Origin of the sequence: Rathayibacter sp. AY2B3 (genome assembly GCF_002931755.1) — a bacterium.
Lineage (GTDB): Bacteria > Actinomycetota > Actinomycetes > Actinomycetales > Microbacteriaceae > Rathayibacter.
In genome coordinates this window covers 25,123-48,451 of record NZ_PSUG01000023.1, presented here as the reverse complement: position 1 = coordinate 48,451, position 23,329 = coordinate 25,123, and the positions used below count along the sequence as shown (strand labels likewise).

Sequence of the window (23,329 nt, the reverse complement as noted above, 5' to 3'; positions counted from 1 at the left end):
GTCCGGCCCGTTCCGTCCGCCCGGCGTCGCGGCCCGATCGGGCTCCGCCTCCCGGTCCCGGGGCGGCCGTCGGCTACCGTGGAGGCGTTGTGGACGGGAGCGAGGCGGCCGGGTGTACCTGAAGAGCCTGACCCTCAAGGGGTTCAAGTCCTTCGCTCAGCCGACCACGTTCGCCTTCGAGCCGGGGGTCACCTGCGTCGTCGGACCCAACGGCTCGGGCAAGAGCAACGTCGTCGACGCCCTCGCCTGGGTGATGGGGGAGCAGGGAGCGAAGACCCTCCGCGGCGGCAAGATGGAGGACGTCATCTTCGCGGGCACCTCCACCCGTGGACCCCTCGGCCGGGCCGAGGTCGCACTGACCATCGACAACTCCGACGGCGCCCTGCCGATCGAGTACACCGAGGTGACGATCACCCGGACCCTGTTCCGCAACGGGGGCAGCGAGTACGCGATCAACGGACGCGGCTGCCGGCTGCTCGACGTGCAGGAGCTGCTGAGCGACTCCGGTCTCGGGCGCGAGATGCACGTCATCGTGGGGCAGGGGCAGCTCGACGCGGTGCTGCACGCGACTCCAGAGGAGCGGCGCGGCTTCATCGAGGAGGCGGCCGGGATCCTCAAGCACCGCCGCCGCAAGGAGAAGACGCTCCGCAAGCTCGAGGCGATGCAGGCGAACCTCACCCGCCTGTCCGACCTCGCGGGCGAGATCCGGCGCCAGCTCAAGCCCCTCGGGCGGCAGGCCGCGGTGGCCCGCCAGGCGCAGACCATCGCGGCCGTGGTCCGCGACGCCCGCGCGCGCCTCCTCGCCGACGACGTCGTCGCGCTCCGGACCGCTCTGGACGGCTTCGCGCGCTCCGAGAGCGAGCGGCACAGCGAGCGGGTCGTTCTGCAGCAGCGGCTCGAGCAGGCGACGCTGCGGCGCGCGAGGATCGAGGCGGAGGCGGTCGGCGACGCTGTCGACGACGCGCGGCGCACCTCCTTCGAGCTGGAGTCGGTGCAGGAGCGGCTGCGGAACCTGTCGGCGCTCGCCGGGCAGCGGCTCGCGATGCTCGAGCTGGAGTCCGAGCAGCCGCAGATCCAGCCGCGCGTCACGCCGGCGCAGGTGGAGGAGGCGCGGGTCGAGCTGGAGCGCCTGCGGCAGTCGGTCCTCGACTCGGAGGCCGCCTGGGTGCAGGCGCAGCGCGGGACCGTGGAGGCCCGCGCAGCCCTCGACAGGGTCGACGAGGAGATCGCCGCGCAGGCGGCCCTCGTCTCGCGCTACGACCTCGAGCTCTCCACCCTCTCCGGGCAGGCCGACACCGCCTCCTCCCGTCTCGCCTCCGTGCGGGGCGAGGTCCTCCGCGCGCAGAACACCCTCGATTCGGCCGACCGGCGGAAGGAGGCGGCGCGGCGGGCACTCGACGCTCTCGAGGCCGAGCTGGACGACGCGGGCCGGGGTCCCGACGGCAGCCTCGACGAGGGCTACGAGCACGCCCAGTCCGCGGTCTCGGCCGCCGAGAGCGAGATCGAGCGGCTGCGTGAGGAGCTGCACGCCCTGGAGCGCGAGCGCGAGGCGCTGGCGGCCCGCACCGGCGCGCTCTCCTTGGCCCTGGACGTCTCGGACGGCTCGGCCGAGCTGATCGCCGCGCGGATCGACGGGGTGCGCGGGCGGGTCGCCGAGCGGATCCAGGTGCGACCGGGCTCCGAGGCCGCGATCGCCGCCGCCCTCGGCGCGGTCGCCGACGCCGTGCTGGTCGAATCCGCCGACCGGGCCGACGCGGCTCTGGACGCCGCTCTGGAGCGCGATCTCGGACGCGTCGAGCTGCTCGTCGCCGACGCCTCCCGCCCGCCGGTCGAGCTCGCCGTCCCCGAGGGAGCGGTCCGCGCCGTCGACCTCGTCACGGCGCCGACCGGTGTCCTCTCGCTCCTGGAGCGCGTGCTCGTGGTGGAGGACCTCGCCGCGGCGCGGCGGCTGCGCCCGGAAGCCGGTCCCGGCACGCTCCTGGTGACCCGCGACGGCGCCGTCGTGTCGGACGTCGTGCAGAGCGCCGGCTCCGGCGGGCAGCGCAGCCGCATCGAGCTCGTCTCCGAGCGCGACTCGGCAGCGGGCCGGCTGGAGGAGGTCGAGGGCGGGATCGACCGGCTCCGCTTCGAGGTCGCTGAGCAGACCGGCGCGCTCCGCGGGGCCAAGGAGCAGGCCGCGAGCGCCCTCTCGGCCCTCCGCGAGCACGACGCCGCCCGCGCCGCGCACACTGAGCGGCTCGGAGGTGTGCGCGCCCAGCTCGAGGCGGCCACCGCCGAGCACGGCCGCGGTTCCAGGGCGCTGGCGGTCGCGTCGGAGCGCGTCGGCGACGCCGAGCGCGCGGCCGTGGAGGCGAGGTCCGCCCTGGACGCTGCCCGGGCCCGGCCCCGGCCGGTGCTCGACGCGAGCGCTCGGGACGCTCTGCAGCGCGACGTCGACACCGCGCGCGAGCGCGAGATCGAGGCGCGCCTGGGAGTCGAGACCGCCAAGGAGCGGGTGCGGGCGGAGCAGTCCCGCGGGGAGTCGCTGGCCCGCCAGCTGGCCGCCGACCGCGCCGCCGCCGACGAGGCCGCGCGCCGCGCCGTCATCCGCCGCCGCCGGCGCGACGCGGCGGCCGAGGTGACCGCCGCGCTCCCCGCCGTCCTCGCCTCCGTCGATCGCTCCGTCCAGCAGGCCCGGGCCGAGCTCGTCGCGGCCGAGGCGGCGCGCTCGCAGCAGAACGCCGAGCTGCAGGGGCTCCGTCGCGAGGAGGGGAGCGTGCGCGACCGGCTCCAGTCCGTCACCGAGAGCGTCCACGGCCTCGAGCTGCAGATCTACGAGAAGAGGCTGCAGCTCACCGGTCTGCTCGAGCGCGCCGCGTCCGAGCTCGGGCTCGCCGAGGACGTGCTGGTGGAGGAGTACGGTCCCGGAGTCGGCGTCCCCGACGAGACGGACGAGGAGCAGGAGCCGCGGCCCTACGTCCGCGAGGAGCAGCGCCGCCGCCTCGAGAAGGCCGAGAAGCAGCTCGGGCAGCTGGGCCGCGTCAATCCACTCGCGCTGGAGGAGTTCGCCGCGCTGGAGCAGCGGCACGCGTTCCTGACCGAGCAGCTGGCCGACCTCACCGGGACCCGCCGCGATCTGCTCACCATCATCGAGGAGCTCGACGACACGATGCAGACGGTGTTCGCCTCCGCCTTCGACGACACGCAGGCGGCGTTCGCGGACGTGTTCCCCGTCCTCTTCCCCGGCGGCACGGGCAGCATCCGGCTGACCGACCCGGAGAACCTGCTCACCACGGGCATCGAGGTCGCGGTGCGGCCGGCGGGCAAGAAGATCGAGCGGCTGTCGCTGCTCTCCGGAGGGGAGCGCTCGCTCGCGGCCGTGGCGTTCATGGTCGCCATCTTCAAGTCGCGGCCGAGCCCCTTCTACATCATGGACGAGGTGGAGGCCGCCCTCGACGACGCCAACCTCGGCCGGCTGCTCAGCATCTTCGAGGACCTGCGCACGTCGAGCCAGCTGATCGTCATCACCCACCAGAAGCGGACCATGGAGATCGCGGACGCCCTCTACGGCGTCTCGATGCGCCAGGACGGCGTCTCGGCCGTCGTCGGCCAGCGCGTGGCCGCTCCGCCGGCCTGAGGCGGCGGCGCGCCGTGCGATCTGCAGGCCCGCGTGCTGTCTGCAGGCCCGCGTGCTGTCTGCAGGCCCGCGTGCTGTCTGCAGGACCTCGTGCTGTCTGCAGGCCCGCGTGCTGTCTGCAGGCCCGCGTGCTGTCTGCAGGAGCTCGTGTGGTCTGCAGGACCTCGTGCCGTCTGCAGGACCTCGTGCGGTGTGCAGGGACGATCTGCAGGGGTTCCGAGAAGGAGAGCGCTCTCCTCCGCGAGACCGGCGGCGGAGGGATCGTCGGTCCTGCAGATCGCACGTGCGCAGCCCGCTCCGGCCCGCCGGCACCTGCCCGTCCAGCCGGCACCCGCCCGCGCCCGCCGGTAGCCTGGACCCATGGCAGAACGCACCTCCTGGTCGCTCGGTCGCGCACTGCGCGGCCTGTTCGAGAAGCGCACGATCGACGACCAGACCTGGGACGACCTCGAGACGGCCCTGATCACCGCCGACTTCGGCCCCGACATCACCGAGGAGATCGTCGACGACCTCCGCGCGAAGGTCGCCCGCTACTCCACGACCGACCCGCGCGACCTGCAGCGGATGCTCCGCGAGTCCCTCGAGGAGCGCCTGTCGAAGTACGACACGACCCTCAAGCTCAGCGAGCGCCCCGCCGTGATCCTCGTGGTCGGCGTGAACGGCGTCGGCAAGACCACGACCATCGGCAAGTTCGCCAAGTTCCTCCGCAACTACGGCCGGAGCGTCGTGGTCGGTGCGGCCGACACCTTCCGCGCCGCGGCGGTCGACCAGCTCGCCACCTGGGCGCAGCGCGCCGACGCTCAGATCGTCCGCCCGCAGCAGGAGCGCCAGGATCCGGCGTCCGTCGCCTTCCAGACCGTGCAGTTCGCGAAGGACACCGGCGTCGAGATGGTCATCATCGACACGGCCGGCCGCCTGCACACCAAGGGCGGACTGATGGACGAGCTCACGAAGATCAAGCGCGTCATCGAGAAGCAGGCGCCGATCTCCGAGATCCTGCTCGTGCTCGACGCGACGACCGGTCAGAACGGGCTGAGCCAGGCCGAGGCGTTCATCGAGCACGCCGGCGTCACCGGCCTCGTCATCACGAAGCTCGACGGATCCGCGAAGGGCGGCTTCGTCCTCGCCGTGCAGGAGAAGACCGGCATCCCGATCAAGCTCGTCGGCCAGGGCGAGGGCATCGGCGACCTCACCGGCTTCACCCCCCACGTCTTCGCCCAGCAGCTCGTCAGCTGAGCGGCTCCGTCCGGGACGACGCGCCTGAGCTGTCCCGGTGACGGGCTACACCGCCTGCGAGAAGCCCAGCGCCGCGTCGGCCAGGTGCCGCAGGTGCTCCGGAACCGGCAGCCCCTTCGACTCCATCGAGCGCGCCCAGAGCCGACCGGCCCGGTAGGAGGAGCGGACCAGGGGCCCGGCGAGGACACCGAGGAAGCCGATGTCCTCGGCCTCCTCCTTGATCGCCACGAACTCCTCCGGGTGCACCCAGCGGTCCACCGGCAGGTGCCGCGGCGTCGGGCGGAGGTACTGCGTGATGGTCACGATGTCGGTGCCGGCGTCGTAGAGGTCCTGCAGCGCCTGCGAGATCTCCTCCCGCTCCTCGCCCATGCCGAGGATGAGATTCGACTTCGTGATCAGCCCCGCCTCCCTGCCCTGGGTGAGCACGTCGAGCGAGCGCTCGTAGCGGAAGGCCGGTCGGATGCGCTTGAAGATCCGCGGCACCGTCTCGACGTTGTGGGCGAAGACCTCCGGCTCCGCCTCGAACACCCGCTGCAGGTGCTCGGCGCGGCCGGTGAAGTCCGGTACCAGGATCTCGACTCCCGTGCCCGGGGCCTGGGCGTGGATCTGGCGGATGGTCTCGGCGTAGAGCCAGGAGCCCTCGTCCGGCAGGTCGTCGCGGGCGACTCCGGTGACGGTCGCGTAGCGGAGGTTCATCCGGGCCACGGACTCGCCGACCCGCCGGGGCTCGTCCGCGTCGTAGTCCGCGGGCTTCCCGGTGTCGATCTGGCAGAAGTCGCAGCGGCGGGTGCACTGGGCGCCTCCGATGAGGAAGGTCGCCTCCCGGTCCTCCCAGCACTCGAAGATGTTGGGGCACCCCGCCTCCTGGCAGACCGTGTGCAGCTCCTCGCTCTTCACCAGTGACTGCAGCTGCCGGTACTCCGGGCCCATCGAGGCCTTCGTGCGGATCCACTCGGGCTTGCGCTCGATCGGCGTCTCGGCGTTGCGGATCTCCAGCCGCAGGAGCTTGCGGCCGCCGGCCTCGGCGCTCACGCGGCGACCTCCTCGACCCGTGCGGAGAAGGCGGGGGCCGCCTCCGAGAAGCGCGCCGCCACTCGCGCCCGCACGGCCTCCATGGGAGGAGCTTCGCCGCGCTCGCGCTCGAGCGTCGTCACCCCGGCGTCGGCGATGCCGCAGGCGACGATGCGGGCGTAGGGCTCGAGGCTGTTCGAGACGTTGAGGGCGAAGCCGTGCATCGTCACGCCCGAGGCGACGCGGATGCCGATCGCGGCGATCTTGTCGGCGCCGCCGTCCCTCGGGATCCACACTCCCGAGCGCCCGCCGACGCGCTGCCCCTGCACGCCCAGGTCGTCGAGCGCGGCGATCAGCACGCCCTCCAGCGAGCGGACGTAGGCGACCACGTCGACGGGCTCGCCGAGCCGCACGATCGGGTAGCCGACGAGCTGGCCCGGGCCGTGCCAGGTGATCCGACCTCCGCGGTCGACGTCGACCACGGGCGAGCCGTCGTCCGGGCGCTCGTGCGCCTCGGTGCGCTTGCCGGCGGTGTAGACGGAGGAGTGCTCGCACAGCACGAGGGTGTCCGGCCTCCGGCCCGCCACCACCTCGGCGTGCAGGCGTCGCTGGAGCTCCCAGCCGTCGCGGTAGTCCAGGGGGTCCGCGGAGTCGCCCGCCACCAGTGTCTCGATCACCGGGCCACCCTAACCCGCTTCTTGGACCGGGACCAGTTAATCCGGGCCGCCGTGATCGCGCCGATCGCGGCCCGATCGGCGTCCCCGCCCGCAGACCCTCCGGGCCTCCGGTAGAATTCCGGGCATCATGGCTACTTTCGGCACCCTCTCCGATCGACTCGTCGAGACCTTCAAGAACCTCCGCACGAAGGGCAAGCTCTCCGCGTCGGACGTCGACGGCACCGTCCGTGAGATCCGGCGCGCGCTGCTCGACGCCGACGTCGCGCTGGAGGTCGTGAAGGAGTTCACCGGCAAGGTCCGCGAGCGCGCCCTCGGCGACGAGGTCAACAAGGCGCTTAACCCGGCCCAGCAGGTCGTCCAGATCGTCAACGAGGAGCTCGTCGCGATCCTCGGCGGGCAGTCGCGCCGCCTCGAGTTCGCCAAGCGCCCGCCGACCGTCATCATGCTCGCCGGCCTCCAGGGCGCGGGCAAGACGACGCTCGCGGGCAAGCTCGGCAAGTACCTCGGCAAGGACGGCCACACCCCGCTGCTCGTCGCGGCCGACCTTCAGCGCCCCAACGCGGTGCAGCAGCTGCAGGTCGTCGGCGAGCAGGCCGGAGTCGCGGTCTACGCGCCCGAGCCGGGCAACGGCGTCGGCAACCCGGTCAAGGTCGCACAGAACGCGATCCGCTTCGCGACCGACAAGCAGTACGACACGGTCATCATCGACACGGCCGGACGCCTCGGCGTCGACGCCGACATGATGAAGCAGGCCGCCGACATCCGCCGCGTCACGAACCCCGACGAGGTGCTGTTCGTCATCGACGCGATGATCGGCCAGGACGCGGTCGCGACCGCGAAGGCCTTCCAGGAGGGCGTCGACTTCACCGGCGTCGTCCTCTCCAAGCTCGACGGAGACGCCCGCGGCGGCGCGGCGCTCTCGGTCGCCTCGCTCACCGGCCGCCCGATCCTCTTCGCCTCCACGGGCGAGTCGCTCGACGACTTCGAGCAGTTCCACCCCGACCGCATGGCGAGCCGCATCCTCGACCTCGGCGACGTGCTCACCCTCATCGAGCAGGCGCAGTCCGCGTTCGACGAGGACGAGGCGCGCAAGATCGCCGAGAAGATCATGGGGGACACGTTCACCCTGGACGACTTCCTCGGCCAGATGCAGCAGCTGCGCAACATGGGCTCGATCAAGAAGATGATCGGCATGCTGCCCGGCGCGAAGGGCATGCGCGAGCAGCTCGACCAGTTCGACGAGCGCGAGATCGTGCGCACCGAGGCGATCATCCAGTCGATGACGAAGGCGGAGCGGGTCAATCCCAAGCTGCTCAACGGCTCGCGCCGCCTGCGCATCGCGCGCGGCTCCGGCATGACGGTCACGGACGTCAACCAGCTCGTCCAGCGCTTCGAGCAGGCCGCCAAGATGATGAAGACGGTCGCCAAGGGCGGGATGCCCTCCGTCCCCGGCATGGGTCCCGTGCCCGGAGCCGGCTACCAGGGCCGTCCGAAGCCGCAGAAGAAGAAGAGCAGCAAGTCCGGCAACCCCGCCAAGCGGGCCGCCGAGAACGCCGCGATCACCTCCGGGCCCCGCCCGGGCGAGGCGGGCGGCTCCGGCTTCGGCCTGGGCGGCGGTGCCGGCAAGGGCGCCCAGCCCACGCCGGAGGAGCTCGAGCAGCTGCAGAAGCTCCTCGGGCGATGAGGCGGGTCTCGGCCGGACGCGCGGGCGGTGTCCTCGTCCTCGCGGCCGTGCTCGGGCTCACCGGTTGCGCCGAGGGCTCCGGGGTCGACGCGATGACCGCGCCCTCCCCGGAGGACCTGGTCGGCCGCTGGGTGACGGGCGTGTCCTACGACGCGCCCGACGTGCCGTTCCTCCTGATCGCGGAGGACGGCACCTGGACGGGCTCCGACGGCTGCAACGGCGCGCAGGGCGAGTGGTCGATCGACGGAGAGGGCGCGCTCTCCGTCTCGGCGGGGCCCAGCACGGAGATCGCCTGCGACGGCGTCGCCCTGCCGAGGATCTTCTCGGGGGCGGCGATGGCCTCGCTCGACGGCGGGCGGCTCCGCCTGTTCGACGACGACGGCGCCACGGTCGTCAAGCTCGCGCGCTCCACGAGCGACGAGGCCCCGACCGCCTCGCCGGATCCGGCGGGGGAGTAGCGGGGCTGCTCGGAGCGACGCCGGGGATCCCCAGGGCGCGCACCGCTCGCTAGCGTGAGGGCATGACAACCGCACACGCGCGCCCCGTCCGCATCGGCGTCCAGATCGCACCGCAGCACGTCCCCTACGAGGTCATCCGCGACACGCTCGCCGAGCTCGAGGACCTCGGCGTCGACATCGCCTTCAACTGGGACCACTTCTTCCCGCTCTCCGGAGAGCCGAACGGCCTGCACTTCGAGGGCTGGAGCATGCTCGCGGCCTGGGCCGAGCAGACCAGCCGCATCGAGTTCGGCCCGCTGGTCACGTGCAACAGCTACCGGAACCCCGACCTCCTCGCCGACATGGCGCGCACGGTCGACCACATCAGCGCCAAGGGCGCCGAGGGCCGTCTGATCTTCGGCATCGGCTCGGGCTGGTTCGAGCGGGACTACGAGGAGTACGGCTACGAGTTCGGCACCCCCGGCTCCCGCCTCGACGAGCTCTCCGAGGCGATGCCGCGCATCCGCAGCCGGTGGTCGATGCTCAACCCGGCGCCCACCCGCGACATCCCGGTGATGATCGGCGGCGGCGGCGAGAAGAAGACGCTGCGGATCGTCGCCGAGCACGCCGACATCTGGCACAGCTTCTCGGACGTCCCGACGCTCGAGCGCAAGCTCGGTGTGCTCTCGGAGTGGTGCGGCCGCGTCGACCGCGATCCGGCGGCGATCGAGATCTCGACCGGCGCGAGCGTGCGCGGCGGAGTCGGCGACGCCTCCTTCGACGTGCTCGACCAGCAGTACGACCTGGGCGCCCGCCTGTTCACGCTCGGCATCACCGGTCCGGACATCGACCTCGCGCCCGTGCGCGACCTGCTCGGCTGGCGCGACGGCCGGAACAGCACCGCGCGCTGACCCGTCGGGGCGCCGGTACGGCGGCGCCCCGCGTCGGAGTCAGGCCGCCGGAGCGTCCGTCGCGCGCTGGCCGGTCGGCACGGCCCTGGCGAGGCCGGACTTCTCGGCCGCCACCTCGAAAGCGTCGGCCAGGGCCCGCTGGCCCTCGACCGTGGGATGCACGCCGTCCTCGCCGAGCAGTCCGTCCTCGCGGAGCGGGTCGGGGTACTCCAGGGCACCGCCGCCGGCGGCCGTCACGGCCTCGACCAGAGCCGCGTCGTACTCGTCGAGATCGGAGGGGCGCGGGTCGGGGCCCCAGACCGAGTCGAGCGCGATCAGCCGGGCCGAGGGCGAGGCGGACACGATCGCGTCCACTGCCGGCCCGATCGCGGCGTCCACGTCCTCCGGATCCCAGCCCAGGTCGTTGCTGCTGGCGATCAGCACGATCGCGTCAGGCCGGGTGTCGGCGATCTCCTCCGCGCGGTCGCCGATCGCGACGCCGCAGTCGCCCGGCTCGATGAAGCCGCCGCCGTCGCAGCCCAGGTTCGTGACCTCCCAGCCGAGGTCGTCGCCGACGAGTGCGGGCCAGGCCTGCTCGGGGTCGACGTTCAGACCGCGCACGATGCTGTCGCCGACGATCGTCACGCGGGAGCCTGCGGGCAGGGAGCCGCCGATCGAGAGCGGCAGCGGATCGGCGGTGACGGTGGGGAGGGGAGTGGCGGTGCCGGCGGGAGACGCGGTCGCCGGGCCGGTCGTCGTCGAGGACGAGCAGCCGGCGAGGCCGAGGGCCAGCGCGCCGATCGCGGCTGCGGCGAGGAGGACGGGACGCGTCACGAGCGGGGGTCCTGCAATCCGTCGCGCAGCTCGCCCGCGAGCGCCCGGACGACCGCCTTCAAATCGCCGTCGTTGGCCGCGGCCGTGCGCAGCTGGCGCTGGTAGCTCGCTCCCGCGACCAGGATCAGCTCGACGTCGGCGAGCTCCTTCACGCAGTCGAGGCGCTCGGCGACCGGCGCGAGGGTGACGAGCAGGTCGCGGATGTCGTCGGTGACCAGCCGCTCGGCTCCGGCGGCGTCGAGGATGATCTCGGCGTCGAGGCCGTAGCGGGCCGCGCGCCACTTGTTCTCGCGCACGTACCAGGGCTGCATCGTCGGCAGGTCCTCGCCGGCGTCCAGCCGCGACGAGAGGTGCTCGACGAGGCACTGGATCAGCGCCGCGACCGCTCCGATCTCCTCCGCGGAGGAGAGGCCGTCGCACGCGCGCATCTCGAGCGTGCCCCACTGCGGTGAGGGACGGATGTCCCAGCGGACCTCCGTGTGGTCGTCGATGACGCCGGTGCGCATCATGTCGTCGACGTACTCCTCGTAGTTCGCCCAGGCGCCGAACTGCGGAGGCAGGCCCGCCGTCGGCAGCTGCTGGAACATCAGCGCGCGGTTCGAGGCGTAGCCCGTGTCGACTCCGCCCCAGAACGGGCTCGACGCCGAGAGCGCCTGCAGATGCGGGTAGTAGTCGAGCAGCGAGTTCAGGATCGGCAGCACCTTGTCGCGGTGCTCGACGCCGACGTGCACGTGGATGCCCCAGATCATCATGTTCCGGCCCCACCATTGGGTCCGGTCGATGAGGCGGTGGTACCGCTCCTTGTCCGTGATGGCCTGGTCGAACCACTGCGCGAACGGGTGCGTGCCCGAGCACACGAGGTCGAGTCCCATCGGGTCGGTGATTTCGCGCACCTGCCGCAGCTGGTCCTGCAGGTCGGCGACGGCGTCGCGGACGGAGGTGTGCACGCCCGAGACCAGCTCGACCGTGTTGCGCAGGAGCTCGCCGGTGATGTGCGGGTGCGGGGCACCGTCGTCGCCGCGGAGCGCCTCCAGCACCACGTCGGCGACGTTGGCGAGATCGCCCGTCTGCCGGTCGACGATCGCGACCTCCCACTCGATCCCGAGCGTGGAGCGGTCTGATGCGGCGAAGCTGATCTCCATGGCGTGGTCCTCATCGGATCCGGGCGTCCGCCGATCGGGACGCGCCTCGCCATCCTGCCACCTGCGGCCGGGGCGGACGCCGAGCCCCCGGCGGCGGCTCTCCCGGCACCGCCCGGCCCGCTCGCGTGCGGGCGCCGGACGGCGGCGGCGTGCCGGGCCCGCACCGGGGCGGTTTTTCTGGCAGAATGATCCGTCGGGTCCGAGGCGGTCGACCCTCTACTCACCGCCGACGAAACCCCCTCGAGCTTCCGCCGGGTGTGCCCCCACGCTCACGGCTCAGTTCATCCATCATCGACCGGACACCGGTCAACGACCACACAGGAGAATTGTGGCTGTCAAGATTCGTCTGAAGCGCCTCGGCAAGATCCGGGCGCCCTACTATCGCATCGTCGTCGCCGACTCGCGCACCAAGCGCGACGGCCGCGTGATCGAGGAGATCGGCAAGTACCACCCCACCGAGCAGCCCTCGTTCATCCAGGTCGACTCGGAGCGCGCGCAGTACTGGCTCGGAGTCGGCGCGCAGCCGACCGAGCAGGTCGCCGCGATCCTCAAGCTGACCGGCGACTGGGGCCGCTACAAGGGCGACGCCGACGCCGTCAGCACCGTCCAGGTGAAGGAGCCCAAGGCTCCGTTCGTCGTCGACGCGAAGAAGAAGCCCGTCCTCAAGCCGAAGTCCGAGGCTCCGGCCAAGGCCGCCCCGGTCGAGGACACCGCCGACGAGACCTCCACCGAGGCGTAGTCAGTGCTCGCTCCCGCCGTCGAACACCTCGTCAAGGGGATCGTCGAGAACCCCGATGAGGTCAGTGTCGTGGCCACGAGCTCCCCGCGCGGAGAGGTCCTCGAGGTGCGCGTGCACCCCGAGGACCTCGGCCGCGTGATCGGACGCTCCGGTCGCACCGCCAAGGCCGTCCGCACTCTCGTCGCCGCGCTCGCCGACGGGCGCCGCGTGCGCGTCGACGTCGTCGACACCGACAAGTAGAGGTGTCGGTCACCGGACCGGGCACGACGCAGCTCCGCGTCGCCCGACTCACCAAGGCCCACGGGCTCAAGGGCGCCATCAAGCTCGAGCTGTACACGGACGAGCCCGACAAGCGCTTCACTCCCGGATCCACGTTCACACTGCAGGTGCCCCGCACCTCCGAGTGGCACGGCAAGAAGCTCGAGCTCGTCGAGCTGCGCTGGTACAACAGCCACCCCGTCGCGTTCTTCCGGGGCGTCGACGACCGCAACGCCGCCGAGACCCTCCTGAAGGCGATCCTCTGGATCGACGAGGAGGTGCAGACTCAGCCGGGCGAGGACGACTCCTGGTACGACTACCAGCTGGTCGGCATGAAGGTCGTCCGCGACGGCGTCGAGGTCGGCACCGTCCGCCGCGTCGACCACTTCCCCGCACAGGACCTGCTCATCGTCGGCACCCCCTCCGGCGAGGTGATGGTGCCGTTCGTGAACGCGATCGTCCCCTCCGTCGACGCCGCCGCGGGGATCGTCACGGTCACGCCGCCGATCGGCCTGTTCGAGGAGGCTCCCGAGGAGGAGCCCGCCGCGGTCGACCTCAGCGGTGTCGACCTCGCGGATCCGGCGCTGAGCGCGCCCGCGGACGCCGACGAGCCGGACGCCTCCGCTGACGCTGCGGAGCCCGATCCCTCCGCTGACACGGACGCCGCTCTCGAGGAGCCCGCCGGCGCCGAGCCCTCGGCCGCCTCCGACGCCGCCTCCGAGGAGGAGCCCCGGTCGTGAGGATCGACATCGTCTCGATCTTCCCGGAGTTCTTCGGCGTGCTCGACATCAGCCTGCTCGGCCGTGCGCGGCAGAGCGGGCTGATCGAGCTCGGCGTGCACGACCTCCGCGACTTCACCCACGACCGCCACCGCACCGTCGACGACACGCCCTACGGCGGCGGAGCCGGCATGGTGATGCGTCCGGAGCCGTGGGGCGAGGCGCTCGACTCGATCCTCGCCTCGGCGGAGGATCCGGTAGTGATCTTCCCCTCGCCGGCGGGCGAGCTCTTCACCCAGGCGACCGCTCGCGAGCTCGCGGAGGAGTCGTCCCTCGTCTTCGGCTGCGGCCGCTACGAGGGCATCGACCAGCGCGTCGTCGACCACACGGCCGAGCGCGCGCGGGTGCGTCTGATCAGCCTCGGCGACTACGTCCTCAACGGAGGAGAGGTCGCCGTGATGGCGATGATCGAGGCCGTCGGGCGCCTGGTCCCGGGCGTGGTCGGCAACCCGGCGAGCCTGGTCGAGGAGAGCCACTCCGACGGGCTGCTCGAGTACCCGAGCTACACCAAGCCGGCCTCCTGGCGGGGCCTCGACGTCCCTCCGGTGCTCCTCAGCGGCAACCACGGGGCGATCGCCACCTGGCGCCACGAGCAGAGCGTCGAGCGCACGCGCCGCGTCCGCCCCGAACTGCTGCCCTGAGCCCCGCTGCGAGATGCCACCTCTGACGCGGCGCCGCGGCGTGTCGTCCTCACAGGTGGCATCTCGCGGCGGCGATCACCGGGTCGAGAGGGCCAGGTGCCGGTCGCGGAGGGCCAGGAAGAGCGGGAACGCGAACGCGAGGGCGACCAGCGGCGCGAGCAGCACCAGGATCCAGACGCGGCGCATCCCGATCCGGCGGCCCTCCACGACCATGAAGGCGACGGCCGCGATCGCGACGACCAGCAGGTCGGTCGAGAACGACGACACCCACGGCCCGCCCGCGGCGAGGCCGGCCAGCACGTCCGCGCCCTCCTGCATCGCCCGCACGTTCCAGGTCCACGTTCCGATCAGCCCGGCGAGGGCGAGGACGAGGTAGACGATCCCGAGCGGCGTCCAGCCGCGGTGCAGCCGGCTCATGCGCGGGCCTCCGTTCGTGCGAGGGTGAGGATCGTGCCTCCAGCGAGGGCGACCACCGCCACAGTAGCGACGGCGAGGGTCATCGGATCCGGTGCGGTCAGCGCCTGTCCGCGCAGTGCCTGCCAGCAGGTGAGGCCGACGGCGGACGCCCAGGCCGCCGAGGCCAGTGCGACGAGCCGCAGCCGGATCGATCCAGGGCGCAGCACGGGGATCCGGGGTGCCAGCCGTCCGAGCAGCAGCGCGAGCAGCGGGAGCCCCTGGAGGGCGTGCATCCCGACGAAGTGCGGGATGCGCAGATCGCCGCCGGTGGTGCTCCAGCCCAGCAGCGGGAGTCCCGGTCCGCCGTCCGCGACTCCGACGGCGTGCGCGCCGACGACGCCCTGGTAGTCGCTGATCTGGCCGGGCGACGGGCCCGTCATCAGGAACGCGAGGCCCATCCCGACGAGCCCGATCACGAGTCCGGCGCGTACGGCGAGCGTCAGCGCCGGGTCGCCGAGCGGCACCCGCGCCAGGAGGGCGGCGAGGACCAGCGTCGCCAGCCAGACCACCACGATCGAGACGGCCATCGAGGCCCAGAGCGCAGCGTGCAGGGGAGTGGAGACGTCGAAGTGGCTGCGCTCGCCGACCAGGGCGGCGCCTCCGATCACGACCATCTCGACCGCCAGGCCGACCGCCGCGATCGTGCCCAGCGCTCGGGCGAGGCGGCGTCGGCGGGGCACGAGCCCGATCAGCCAGGCGAGCGTCACGGCGTACAGCGCGATCGACAGGCAGAACTTCAGCGGCTTGGCCCAGAGCGGCTGCCCGCCGAGCTCGCGGGGATCGACGACCAGTGCGATCACACAGAGGAGGGCGCCGACCGCCATCGCGGCAGCGAGCACCAGGAGGGGCCGGTGCGGGGCGGCGGAGGCTGTGCTCGCGGGCGTCTCGGTCGCCGTGCTCATCGGACCGCCTCGGCCCCGCCGCCGAAGCGGCTCTGCGTCTCGCGAGCCTGGGCGACGCGCCGGAGCGACTGCAGCACCACGTCTCCGAGCGCGGTGCCGACCGCGGCGACGGCCGCCTGCTCGCTCACGCTCTCGCGGGCCTGCAGCTCGTCGAGGTCGGCGGAGGCGACGAGGGCGGCGGCGCGGGCGTAGGCCTCGAGCCAGCGGGCGCTCATCGGTCCGGTGGAGAGCTCGAGCGCGTCGAGCGCCCGGGCCGCCGTCGCCACGGCGGGGTGGCCGCAGTGGTCGGCGCCCACCGTCTCGGCGATCCGCCGCACCGACGCCTCGGTGGCGGACGCCGTCGAGTCGGCGCTCACGGAGACCACGTCCTGCGCCACCTCGAACGCCGCAGTCGGGCCGATGCCCGCGTCGAGCGCGGCCGCGATCCGCTTCGCGCCGGCGATGCCGACGCCGCCGCTCTCGATGAGCGCCCGGAGCAGCGTCAGGCGGGCGACGTGGGCGTCCCCGTACTCCGCCCGCTGGGGGCCGGCGGCGTCGCCCGGCGGCAGCAGCCCCTCCCGGATGTAGTACTTGATCGTGGGCAGGCTGACGCCGCTGCTGCGGCTGAGCTCCGAGATTCGCACACGGACAGTATCGCTATCGGATAGCGTCGCTGTCCACTACTCGGTCAGTCCCGAGCGGAGAGGACGACGTTCCCCGTCTCGGTGATGGCGATCGTGTGCTCCATGTGGGCGCCGCGCGAGCCGTCGCGGCTGCGGAGGGTCCAGCCGTCCTTGTCCGTGTAGATCTCGTCGGTCGTCTGCAGGAACCACGGCTCGATCGCGACGACGAGGCCCGGGCGGAGCGGGTAGCCGCGGCCGGCGCGTCCGTCGTTGGGGATGTGCGGGTCGCCGTGCATCGTGCGGCCGACACCGTGGCCGCCGAAGTCGGTGTTGATGGACAGGCCCTCGGCGCGCGCGACGGCCGCGATGGCCGCGGAGATGTCGCCGATCTTCTTCCCGGGCTGCGCGGCGGCGATGCCGGCCTCGAGCGCGCGGGTGGTGGTGTCGATGAGGGCGAGGTCCTCCTCGCGCGGCGTCCCGACCACGACGCTGATCGCCGAGTCGGCGACCCAGCCGTTCACGGAGGCGGCGAAGTCGAGGGTGAGCAGGTCGCCGTCCTTCAGGCGGTAGTCGAAGGGCAGGCCGTGCAGCACCGCGTCGTTGACGGAGGTGCAGATGACCTTGCCGAAGGGGCTCGCGCCGAAGGAGGGGTGGTAGTCGATGTAGCAGGACTCGGCGCCGGCCCTGCGGATCATGTCGTGAGCGAGCCGGTCGAGCTCCAGCAGGTTCACGCCCACGGCGGCGGCGGCGGAGGTGGCCTTCAGTACCTCGCCGACGAAGCGGCCGGCGGGACGCATCTCCTCGATCTCGGCGGGGGTGCGTAGCTCGATCATCCTGATCCTCTCGGGGTCCGCTGAGCCGTTGTTCAGCGGTGGTGGGTACGGTCGGTGCATGCGCACGCGACGGGCATTCGGTTCCTGGCAGTTCCCGGCGGCGATCGTGCTGCCCCTCTGGATCCTCTTCGGGTACGGGGTCTTCGGAGGATCGAGCGGATGGACCGTGCTCGGCCTGGTGATCGCCCTTCCCATTCTGGCGGTCGCACTCACGGCTGTGGCCGCGATCGTCGCATTCCGGGTGACCGTGCGGCCCACGCGCACCCCCGCGTGGGGCGACGTGGCCGTGGTCGGCGCGTGGCACCTCTCCCTGATCGCCTTCGGCTTCTTCCCGCCCGGCGCCTGGGCGCTGGGCCTGCTCTCGGTGGTCCTCGGAGTGGCCGCCTTCTGGCACTCGGCGTGGCGGTTCCTCGCCGACGCGCGCGCCACTCTCCTCGCCTTCTCGGAGGCGGCGTCCGTGCAGGCCGAGGGCGCTCACCGCCCCGTCGCCGGCGAGGGCTTCGACCCGGAGCGCCCCCAGGACGGGCAGACCATCGTCCTCTGAGGGCACAGGCCTCCCGCGAGGGGTCGTTCCGCTGCGGGGCCTTGCTCGTGGAACACCCAGCTTTGACGCGGATCGACGCGGCATGGCAGAATGAGCGCTTGTGCCTCGCGCAGGCTCTGCCACAGGGGAGCCGCGACGACGTGGGCACGACCGACTTCCATCAACGAAACGGTGTTCGACCTGTGGCGGGCACGGAGAGCGATACAGCATGCACATCCTCGATTCCGTCGATGCGGCGTCCCTCCGCAGCGATGTCCCGGACTTCCGCGCCGGCGACACCGTCAAGGTCCACGTCAACATCGTCGAGGGCTCCCGCTCGCGCATCCAGGTCTTCCAGGGCGTCGTCATCGGCCGCTCCAACGAGGGCGTCCGCGAGACCTTCACCGTCCGCAAGGTGAGCTTCCAGGTCGGCGTCGAGCGCACGTTCCCCGTGCACTCGCCGGTCATCGACCACATCGAGGTCGTCACCCGCGGTGACGTCCGTCGCGCGAAGCTCTACTACCTGCGCAACCTGCGCGGCAAGAAGGCCAAGATCAAGGAGAAGCGCGACGCCTGAGCGGCATCCGCACGACTTCTCGGGAACCCCGGTCCACCTATGATGGACCGGGGTTCCTCCCTTTCTCGGGGGCGATCCGTCCGGGGAGTCCACCCGGTGATGCACAGTAGGGGCGACGGCGAGCGATGACAGACAGCACGGCCCCGGTCCGCCTCCCCGGAGGCGAGGACCACGCCCGCCACTCGGCGGATCCGTCCGAGAAGCGCCCGCGCAAGCGCCGGGGCGTCCTGCTCTTCCTCCGCGACGTGCTGATCATCTTCGTGGTCGCGGTGCTGGTCTCCTTCCTGGTGAAGACCTTCCTGATCCGCTCGTTCTACATCCCCTCCTCCTCGATGGAGCAGACGCTCGTCGAGAACGACCGGATCCTCGTGAACGAGCTCGTGCCCGGAGTCGTGCCGATCTCGCGCGGCGACGTCGTCGTCTTCCGCGATCCCGGCGGCTGGCTCTCGCCGAGCTCCGAGCCCTCCGTGCCGCCGTTCCAGGCCGCGGTCGACTCGGCTCTCGCGCTCGTCGGCCTCACCGCCCCCGACAGCAACGACCACCTCATCAAGCGCGTCATCGGCCTGCCCGGCGACCACGTGACCTGCTGCACTCCGCTCGGCCAGGTCGAGATCAACGGCAACCCGATTGACGAGCCATACGTGAAGCTCCCCGACGGGGTGCAGGCCGTCTCGGCCACCCCGTTCGACGTCGTGGTGCCCGAGGGCTCGCTCTGGGTGATGGGCGACAACCGCTACAACTCCGCCGACTCCCGCTACAACACCGACAAGCCGGGCGGCGGGTTCGTGCCGATCGACAACGTCGTGGGTCGCGCGATCCTCGTGACCTGGCCCGTGCAGCAGTGGGCGTGGCTCGATGACTACCCGTCGGTGTTCCGCGGAGTCGACACCGAGGCCTCCGAGGAGGGCTCGGACGACGCGCAGAGCGGGCAGGGCTAGGTGGTCGTCGCCGAGCCGACGCTGACCCAGGAGAGGCGCCTCTTCCGGCAGGGCTACGAGACGGTCATCGGCTGCGACGAGGTCGGCCGCGGCGCCATCGCCGGCCCGGTCTCGGTCGGCGTCGTGTCGATCGGCACGCGCTGCGGGCGCTTCCCCGAAGGACTCCGCGACTCCAAGATGCTCGCTCCCGCCCGCCGCGAAGCGCTGCTGCCGGGAGTGGCGAAGTGGGTCTCGGCCTGGGCGATCGGCGAGTCCTCCGCGGACGAGATCGACGAGACCGGGATCATCGTCGGCCTCGGCCGCGCCGCGTCGCGGGGGATCGAGCGCCTCGCCGATCAGGGCGTGGACCTCGCGACCGCGGTCGTCCTCCTCGACGGCGCCCACGACTGGCTGACGCCCGCTCTGGGGACCTGGGCGGCCGAGCTGACGATCGTCACGCGCGTGAAGGCCGATCGGGACTGCGCCGCCGTGTCCGCCGCCTCCGTGCTCGCGAAGGTGGGCCGGGACGGCCAGATGGTGCGCCACCACGACGACTTCGCCGACTACGCCTGGGACAGCAACAAGGGCTACGGCAGCGCGGCGCACTGGGCGGGGATCGAGCGGGTCGGACCGTCCCCGCTGCACCGGGTGACCTGGCTGTCGAAGTCGCGGGAGAGCGCCAAGGAGGCGGTCCCGGCGTCCGGGCCCGTCGGCGCGGCGTAGGATTGTCCAACGATGGATGAGGACGAATTCGAGGACTACGACCGCGAGGTCGAGCTGGCACTGTACCGGGAGTACCGCGACGTCGTCTCGCAGTTCTCGTACGTCGTCGAGACCGAGCGCCGGTTCTACCTGGCGAACGAGGTCGACCTGGTCCGCCGCGACACCGAGCACGACTTCTACTTCGAGCTGACCATGCGCGACGTGTGGGTCTGGGACGTCTACCGCTCCGACCGCTTCGTGAAGTCGGTGCGCGTGCTGACGTTCAAGGACGTCAACGTCGAGGAGCTGTCCCGCAAGGAGTTCGAGCTCCCCAAGGAGCTCGCACTCGACGAGTAGGGCTCTGTCGTCGCAGGCTCCGGCCCCGGTGCTGGTCGAGTAGCCGCCCGTCTTCGCCGGTCGAGCAGCCGCCTCTGAACTCCTTGCTGGTCGAGTAGCCGCCTCCGGCGGCGTATCGAGACCCCCGGTCCCGCCACGTGCAGGTCGAGCAGCCGCCGTCCGCCGTCCTGCCGGTGCCCGGCCTCCCTCCACAGCCGTCGATCTGGCACGTTCTCCCCGGAACCGTCACCCTCCACTCCGCCGCGCCCGCCTGCTCCTGCACGCTTCCGGCAGGAGGACGCATGGACAAGGACGAACTGGGGCGGCGCGGCGAGGAGATCGCGGCGGCGCACCTGAGAGACAGCGGATTCGAGATCCTCGACCGCAACTGGAGGATCCGCGAGGGCGAGCTCGACATCGTCGCCCGCGACGGATCAGCACTGGTCGTGGTGGAGGTGAAGACGCGCTCGTCGACGCGCTTCGGACTGCCGGTCGAGGCCATCACGCGGGCCAAGGCGCAGCGCCTGCGCCGGCTCGCCTACGCGTGGGCCGACGAGCACCACGAGCGCTCCCGCCACCTGCGGATCGACGCGGTAGGCATCGTCGCGCCCGGGGGAGTCCCGTCGCAGATCCGGCACCTGCGGGCGGTGGCGTGATGGGCCTGGGAAGGACGTCCGCCGTCGGCCTCGTCGGCTTCGCCGGAGCCGTGGTCGGAGTGGAGGCGCACTCAGCAGACGGCACGCCCGGCATGGTGCTCATCGGCCTGCCCGACGCGGCGCTCGCGCAGGCGAAGGAGCGGGTCCGCTCGGCCGCGATCAACTCCGGCAGCACGATCGCCGAGTACAAGATCACGGTGAACCTCTCGCCGGCCGCGATGCCCAAGCACGGCTCCGCCTTCGACCTCGCGATCGGGCTGGCCGCTCTCGCGTCACTCCGGGAGGTCGACGCGGAGTCGGTCGCCGCGGTCGTCCACATCGGCGAGCTCGGGTTGGACGGCCGGCTGCGCTCGGTCCCGGGCGTGCTGCCCGCGGTGCTCGCGGCCGCTCGCGAGGGCAGGCGCCGTGTGATGGTCCCCGTCGAGGACCGGCTCGAGGCGGAGCTGGTCGACGGCGTCGAGGTGATCGCGGTCTCCTCGCTGGCGGCGGCCGCCGTCTGGCACGGAGCGGAGTGGGAGGTGCCGGTGCTCCCCGAGGCCGCGCCGCCGCCCGCGACGCTGGCCGAGCCGGAGGCCCGCCTCGACCTGTCCGACGTGGTGGGCAACGAAGAGGCGGCCGAGGCGATGGTGGTCGCGGCGGCGGGCGGGCACCACGTGTTCCTGCTCGGGCCTCCCGGCGCCGGGAAGACGATGCTCGCCTCGCGCCTGCCGGGCATCCTCCCCGATCTCGACGACGCCGCCGCGTTCGAGGCGACCTGCATGCGCTCGCTCGTCGGAGCGCCGACCGGTGGCGCGCTGGTGCGCAGGCCGCCGTTCGAGAGTCCGCACCACTCCGCCTCATCCGCGGCGATCGTCGGCGGGGGCAGCGGCCGCATCCGTCCCGGTGCGGTCGCCCGCGCCACCCGCGGCGTGCTGTTCCTCGACGAGGCCCCCGAGTTCTCCTCCGTCGCGCTCGACGCGCTGCGCCAGCCGCTCGAGTCCGGAGTGATCCGCATCCACCGGGCGAACGCTGTCGCCGAGTTCCCCGCGCGGGTGCAGCTCGTCCTCGCGGCCAACCCGTGTCCGTGCGGCCGCTTCGGCATTCCCGGTGAGACCTGCACCTGCGCCCCCGCGGTCCGCCGCCGGTACCTGGCGCGGCTCAGCGGCCCGCTGCTCGACCGCGTCGACATCCGCTTGACCGTCCGCCGCATCAGCGCGGCTCAGCTGGCGGCGCGCCGCGACTCGCCGGGGATGTCGACGGGCGAGGCCCGCGCCCGTGTCGCTGCTGCTCGGTCCCTGGCCGGCGCCCGCCTCGCCTCCACTCCGTGGACGCTCAACTCGGAGGTCTCCGGCGCGTGGCTGCGCTCGGACGCGGTGCGCCCGACCAGCGCCGAGTCCCGCACGCTCGACCGGGCCCTCGAGCGCGGTCTGGTGACCATGCGCGGCTACGACCGGGTCCTGCGGCTGGCCTGGACTCTCGCGGACCTCGACGCGGCCGACCGGCCGACCGCAGCCCACCTGGCACGCGCGCTCGTCCTCCGAGGAGGTGCCGCGTGATCCGGCCCGACTCCCTCTTCGACGCCGCGGAGCTCGATGCCGTCCGCCGTCTGCTGCCGAGCAGCGCAGCCGATCCGGGGTCAGCTGCCGAGAGGACGGGCGAGTCGGACGGCGCGCGGAGCGAGCTCGTGGACGCCGCCGCTCGATGCGCCTGGAACTCGCTGACCGAGCCCGGCGACTCCGTCGCAGCCCTCCTCATCGAGCGGGTCGGGCCGGCGGAGGCGTTCGCGCACGTCGTGTCGTCCTCCTCCGCGGAGGAGATCCTCGCGCCTCCGCATCGCGCTCCCTCCGAGGAGGGTGACCCGGCGAGCGCGCTGCTCGGCTCCGAGGTCGCCGCGCTGCAGTCGGGGCTGACCCGCTGGCGGCCGCGCCTGGACCGCAGGCTCCTGTTCCGCCGTCTCGAGATCGCTGAGCGCCTCGGCGCCCGGCTGCTGCTTCCCGGGGCTCCCGAGTGGCCCGAGTCGCTCGACGACCTCGGGCCGCACGCGCCGCTCCTGCTCTGGCTGCGCGGCGATCCCGCGGCCTTCGCTCCGCCGCACCGGCTGGCCCTCGTCGGCGCACGCGCTGCGACCGGCTACGGCGAGCACGTGGCCGCCGAACTCGCCGCGGGCGTCGCGACCCGCGGCGTCTCGGTCGTCTCGGGCGGCGCCTTCGGGATCGACGCCGTCGCCCACCGCGCCGCCCTCGGCTCGGGAGGTCGCACGGTCGCGTTCCTCGCCGGGGGAGCGGACCGCCTCTACCCGACGGCCCACGCCGACCTCCTCCACCGCATCATCGCCACCCCCGGCTGCGGCGTCGCGACCGAGGTCCCGCCGGGCACGACTCCCACCCGCTGGCGATTCCTGCAGCGCAACCGCCTCATCGCCGCCTCGACCGCCGGCACCGTCGTCGTCGAGGCCGGCGCCCGCTCCGGCTCCCTCAACACCGCCGGCCACGCGGCCGCCCTGGGCCGCCCCCTCGGCGCGGTCCCGGGCCCGGTCACCAGCGCCTCCTCCGCCGGCTGCCACCGGCTCCTCCGCGAATACGCGGCGACCTGTGTCACCTCGCCGCCGGACGTGCTCGAACTGCTCGGAGTCGGTGACGAGGACGGAACGCGCCGAGCGCTGACCGCGGCTGAGACGCGAGTCCTGGCCGTCGTCGATTCCGAAGGAGGCTGTGACGCCGCAACCGTCGCCCGCCTCGCCGGTGAATCGCTCGATTCGGCGCTGTCGGCTCTGGGTGCGCTCCTCGCCGACGGACGCGTCCACCGCTCCGAGGACGGGGACTGGGAGCGGTCACCCGGATGAGCGGCCCCGCCGCCGCGGCGCTGTCGGCGGTCCGCCCTACGCTGAGGGGGCATCGGCGAG

At 72.6% G+C, this 23,329-nt stretch carries 24 protein-coding genes and 1 pseudogene; 17 read left to right on the top strand and 8 right to left on the bottom strand.

Translation table 11 applies throughout. The annotated features are described in order from the left end of the window. The first annotated feature begins 112 nt into the window (after positions 1-112). Together smc and ftsY are read left to right on the top strand one after the other, a co-directional pair. Positions 113-3,616 (top strand): chromosome segregation protein SMC, encoded by a 3,504-nt coding sequence (gene smc / locus C5C24_RS09460; RefSeq protein ID WP_104304809.1) that lies wholly within the window; start codon positions 113-115, stop codon positions 3,614-3,616. A gap of 360 nt (positions 3,617-3,976) precedes the next feature. Then, positions 3,977-4,852, top strand: a complete 876-nt coding sequence (ftsY, locus tag C5C24_RS09455) for a signal recognition particle-docking protein FtsY (RefSeq protein ID WP_068253475.1) — start codon at positions 3,977-3,979, stop codon at positions 4,850-4,852. A gap of 45 nt (positions 4,853-4,897) precedes the next feature. Here the strand turns inward: ftsY and lipA are convergent, their stop codons facing one another. Together lipA and lipB are read right to left on the bottom strand one after the other, a co-directional pair. Then, positions 4,898-5,884: a lipoyl synthase gene (lipA, locus tag C5C24_RS09450; RefSeq protein WP_104304808.1), complete on the bottom strand. Its 987-nt coding sequence runs from the start codon at positions 5,882-5,884 to the stop codon at positions 4,898-4,900. Continuing rightward, positions 5,881-6,540, bottom strand: coding sequence for a lipoyl(octanoyl) transferase LipB (lipB, locus tag C5C24_RS09445; protein ID WP_104275981.1), 660 nt, complete (start codon positions 6,538-6,540; stop codon positions 5,881-5,883). The genes lipA and lipB overlap by 4 nt, the downstream gene beginning before the upstream one ends. Before the next feature lie 127 nt (positions 6,541-6,667). On the opposite strand from lipB, the gene ffh reads away from it, so the two are divergent. The 3 genes from ffh (at position 6,668) to C5C24_RS09430 (ending at position 9,572) form a co-directional block, all read left to right on the top strand. Then, on the top strand, positions 6,668-8,224 hold the full coding sequence (gene ffh / locus C5C24_RS09440; RefSeq protein ID WP_104275982.1) for a signal recognition particle protein: 1,557 nt from the start codon (positions 6,668-6,670) through the stop codon (positions 8,222-8,224). Beyond that, complete coding sequence (locus C5C24_RS09435; RefSeq protein WP_104280492.1) at positions 8,221-8,682, top strand: META domain-containing protein; 462 nt, start codon at positions 8,221-8,223, stop codon at positions 8,680-8,682. Before ffh ends, C5C24_RS09435 begins: the two co-directional genes overlap by 4 nt. 62 nt (positions 8,683-8,744) lie before the next feature. Next, the gene (locus C5C24_RS09430; RefSeq protein ID WP_104223915.1) at positions 8,745-9,572 is read left to right on the top strand and encodes an LLM class F420-dependent oxidoreductase; all 828 of its coding nucleotides are present in this window, start codon (positions 8,745-8,747) and stop codon (positions 9,570-9,572) included. A 39-nt stretch (positions 9,573-9,611) separates the two neighbouring features. Here C5C24_RS09430 and C5C24_RS09425 read toward each other — a convergent pair whose 3' ends face one another. Beyond that, positions 9,612-10,385, bottom strand: coding sequence for an SGNH/GDSL hydrolase family protein (locus tag C5C24_RS09425; protein WP_104304807.1), 774 nt, complete (start codon positions 10,383-10,385; stop codon positions 9,612-9,614). After that, positions 10,382-11,527 (bottom strand): glutamate--cysteine ligase, encoded by a 1,146-nt coding sequence (locus C5C24_RS09420; RefSeq protein ID WP_104304806.1) that lies wholly within the window; start codon positions 11,525-11,527, stop codon positions 10,382-10,384. The genes C5C24_RS09425 and C5C24_RS09420 overlap by 4 nt, the downstream gene beginning before the upstream one ends. 328 nt (positions 11,528-11,855) lie before the next feature. On the opposite strand from C5C24_RS09420, the gene rpsP reads away from it, so the two are divergent. The 4 genes and pseudogenes from rpsP (at position 11,856) to trmD (ending at position 13,944) form a co-directional block, all read left to right on the top strand. After that, positions 11,856-12,266, top strand: coding sequence for a 30S ribosomal protein S16 (gene rpsP, locus C5C24_RS09415; RefSeq protein WP_104275986.1), 411 nt, complete (start codon positions 11,856-11,858; stop codon positions 12,264-12,266). A 3-nt stretch (positions 12,267-12,269) separates the two neighbouring features. Next, complete coding sequence (locus C5C24_RS09410; protein ID WP_068210678.1) at positions 12,270-12,506, top strand: RNA-binding protein; 237 nt, start codon at positions 12,270-12,272, stop codon at positions 12,504-12,506. 2 nt (positions 12,507-12,508) lie between these two features. Continuing rightward, positions 12,509-13,135: pseudogene (gene rimM / locus C5C24_RS09405) on the top strand (ribosome maturation factor RimM); the annotation flags it as partial. Between the two features lie 125 nt (positions 13,136-13,260). Then, complete coding sequence (gene trmD / locus C5C24_RS09400) at positions 13,261-13,944, top strand: tRNA (guanosine(37)-N1)-methyltransferase TrmD (RefSeq protein ID WP_104304804.1); 684 nt, start codon at positions 13,261-13,263, stop codon at positions 13,942-13,944. Positions 13,945-14,019: 75 nt separating this feature from the next. Here the strand turns inward: trmD and C5C24_RS09395 are convergent, their stop codons facing one another. From C5C24_RS09395 to map, 4 genes are read right to left on the bottom strand one after another with little or no spacing between them, the layout of a single operon-like run. Further along, the gene (locus C5C24_RS09395) at positions 14,020-14,361 is read right to left on the bottom strand and encodes a DUF2834 domain-containing protein (RefSeq protein WP_104280497.1); all 342 of its coding nucleotides are present in this window, start codon (positions 14,359-14,361) and stop codon (positions 14,020-14,022) included. Continuing rightward, complete coding sequence (locus C5C24_RS09390; protein WP_104304803.1) at positions 14,358-15,302, bottom strand: hypothetical protein; 945 nt, start codon at positions 15,300-15,302, stop codon at positions 14,358-14,360. The genes C5C24_RS09395 and C5C24_RS09390 overlap by 4 nt, the downstream gene beginning before the upstream one ends. Beyond that, positions 15,299-15,925: a MerR family transcriptional regulator gene (locus tag C5C24_RS09385; protein WP_104280499.1), complete on the bottom strand. Its 627-nt coding sequence runs from the start codon at positions 15,923-15,925 to the stop codon at positions 15,299-15,301. Before C5C24_RS09385 ends, C5C24_RS09390 begins: the two co-directional genes overlap by 4 nt. A 44-nt stretch (positions 15,926-15,969) precedes the next feature. Next, positions 15,970-16,737, bottom strand: a complete 768-nt coding sequence (gene map / locus C5C24_RS09380; protein ID WP_104280500.1) for a type I methionyl aminopeptidase — start codon at positions 16,735-16,737, stop codon at positions 15,970-15,972. Positions 16,738-16,795: 58 nt separating this feature from the next. Here map and C5C24_RS09375 point away from each other — a divergent pair, with 58 nt between their 5' ends. From C5C24_RS09375 to dprA, 8 genes are all read left to right on the top strand, one after another. Further along, positions 16,796-17,281, top strand: coding sequence for a hypothetical protein (locus C5C24_RS09375; RefSeq protein WP_104280501.1), 486 nt, complete (start codon positions 16,796-16,798; stop codon positions 17,279-17,281). Positions 17,282-17,489: 208 nt separating this feature from the next. Continuing rightward, entirely contained in the window at positions 17,490-17,837 is a 348-nt protein-coding gene (gene rplS / locus C5C24_RS09370; protein ID WP_104223904.1) for a 50S ribosomal protein L19, read from the top strand. Positions 17,838-17,962: 125 nt separating this feature from the next. Further along, positions 17,963-18,775, top strand: a complete 813-nt coding sequence (gene lepB, locus C5C24_RS09365; protein WP_104250528.1) for a signal peptidase I — start codon at positions 17,963-17,965, stop codon at positions 18,773-18,775. Next, the gene (locus tag C5C24_RS09360; protein ID WP_104304802.1) at positions 18,776-19,477 is read left to right on the top strand and encodes a ribonuclease HII; all 702 of its coding nucleotides are present in this window, start codon (positions 18,776-18,778) and stop codon (positions 19,475-19,477) included. A gap of 12 nt (positions 19,478-19,489) precedes the next feature. Then, positions 19,490-19,813 carry a DUF2469 domain-containing protein gene (locus tag C5C24_RS09355; RefSeq protein ID WP_055792576.1) on the top strand — a complete coding sequence of 108 codons (324 nt, stop codon included), beginning with the start codon at positions 19,490-19,492 and terminating at the stop codon, positions 19,811-19,813. A gap of 281 nt (positions 19,814-20,094) precedes the next feature. Then, positions 20,095-20,448, top strand: coding sequence for a YraN family protein (locus tag C5C24_RS09350; protein WP_104275995.1), 354 nt, complete (start codon positions 20,095-20,097; stop codon positions 20,446-20,448). After that, the gene (locus C5C24_RS09345) at positions 20,448-21,983 is read left to right on the top strand and encodes a YifB family Mg chelatase-like AAA ATPase (RefSeq protein WP_104276077.1); all 1,536 of its coding nucleotides are present in this window, start codon (positions 20,448-20,450) and stop codon (positions 21,981-21,983) included. Before C5C24_RS09350 ends, C5C24_RS09345 begins: the two co-directional genes overlap by 1 nt. After that, positions 21,980-23,269 carry a DNA-processing protein DprA gene (gene dprA / locus C5C24_RS09340; RefSeq protein ID WP_104275996.1) on the top strand — a complete coding sequence of 430 codons (1,290 nt, stop codon included), beginning with the start codon at positions 21,980-21,982 and terminating at the stop codon, positions 23,267-23,269. The genes C5C24_RS09345 and dprA overlap by 4 nt, the downstream gene beginning before the upstream one ends. Positions 23,270-23,329 lie beyond the last annotated feature (60 nt).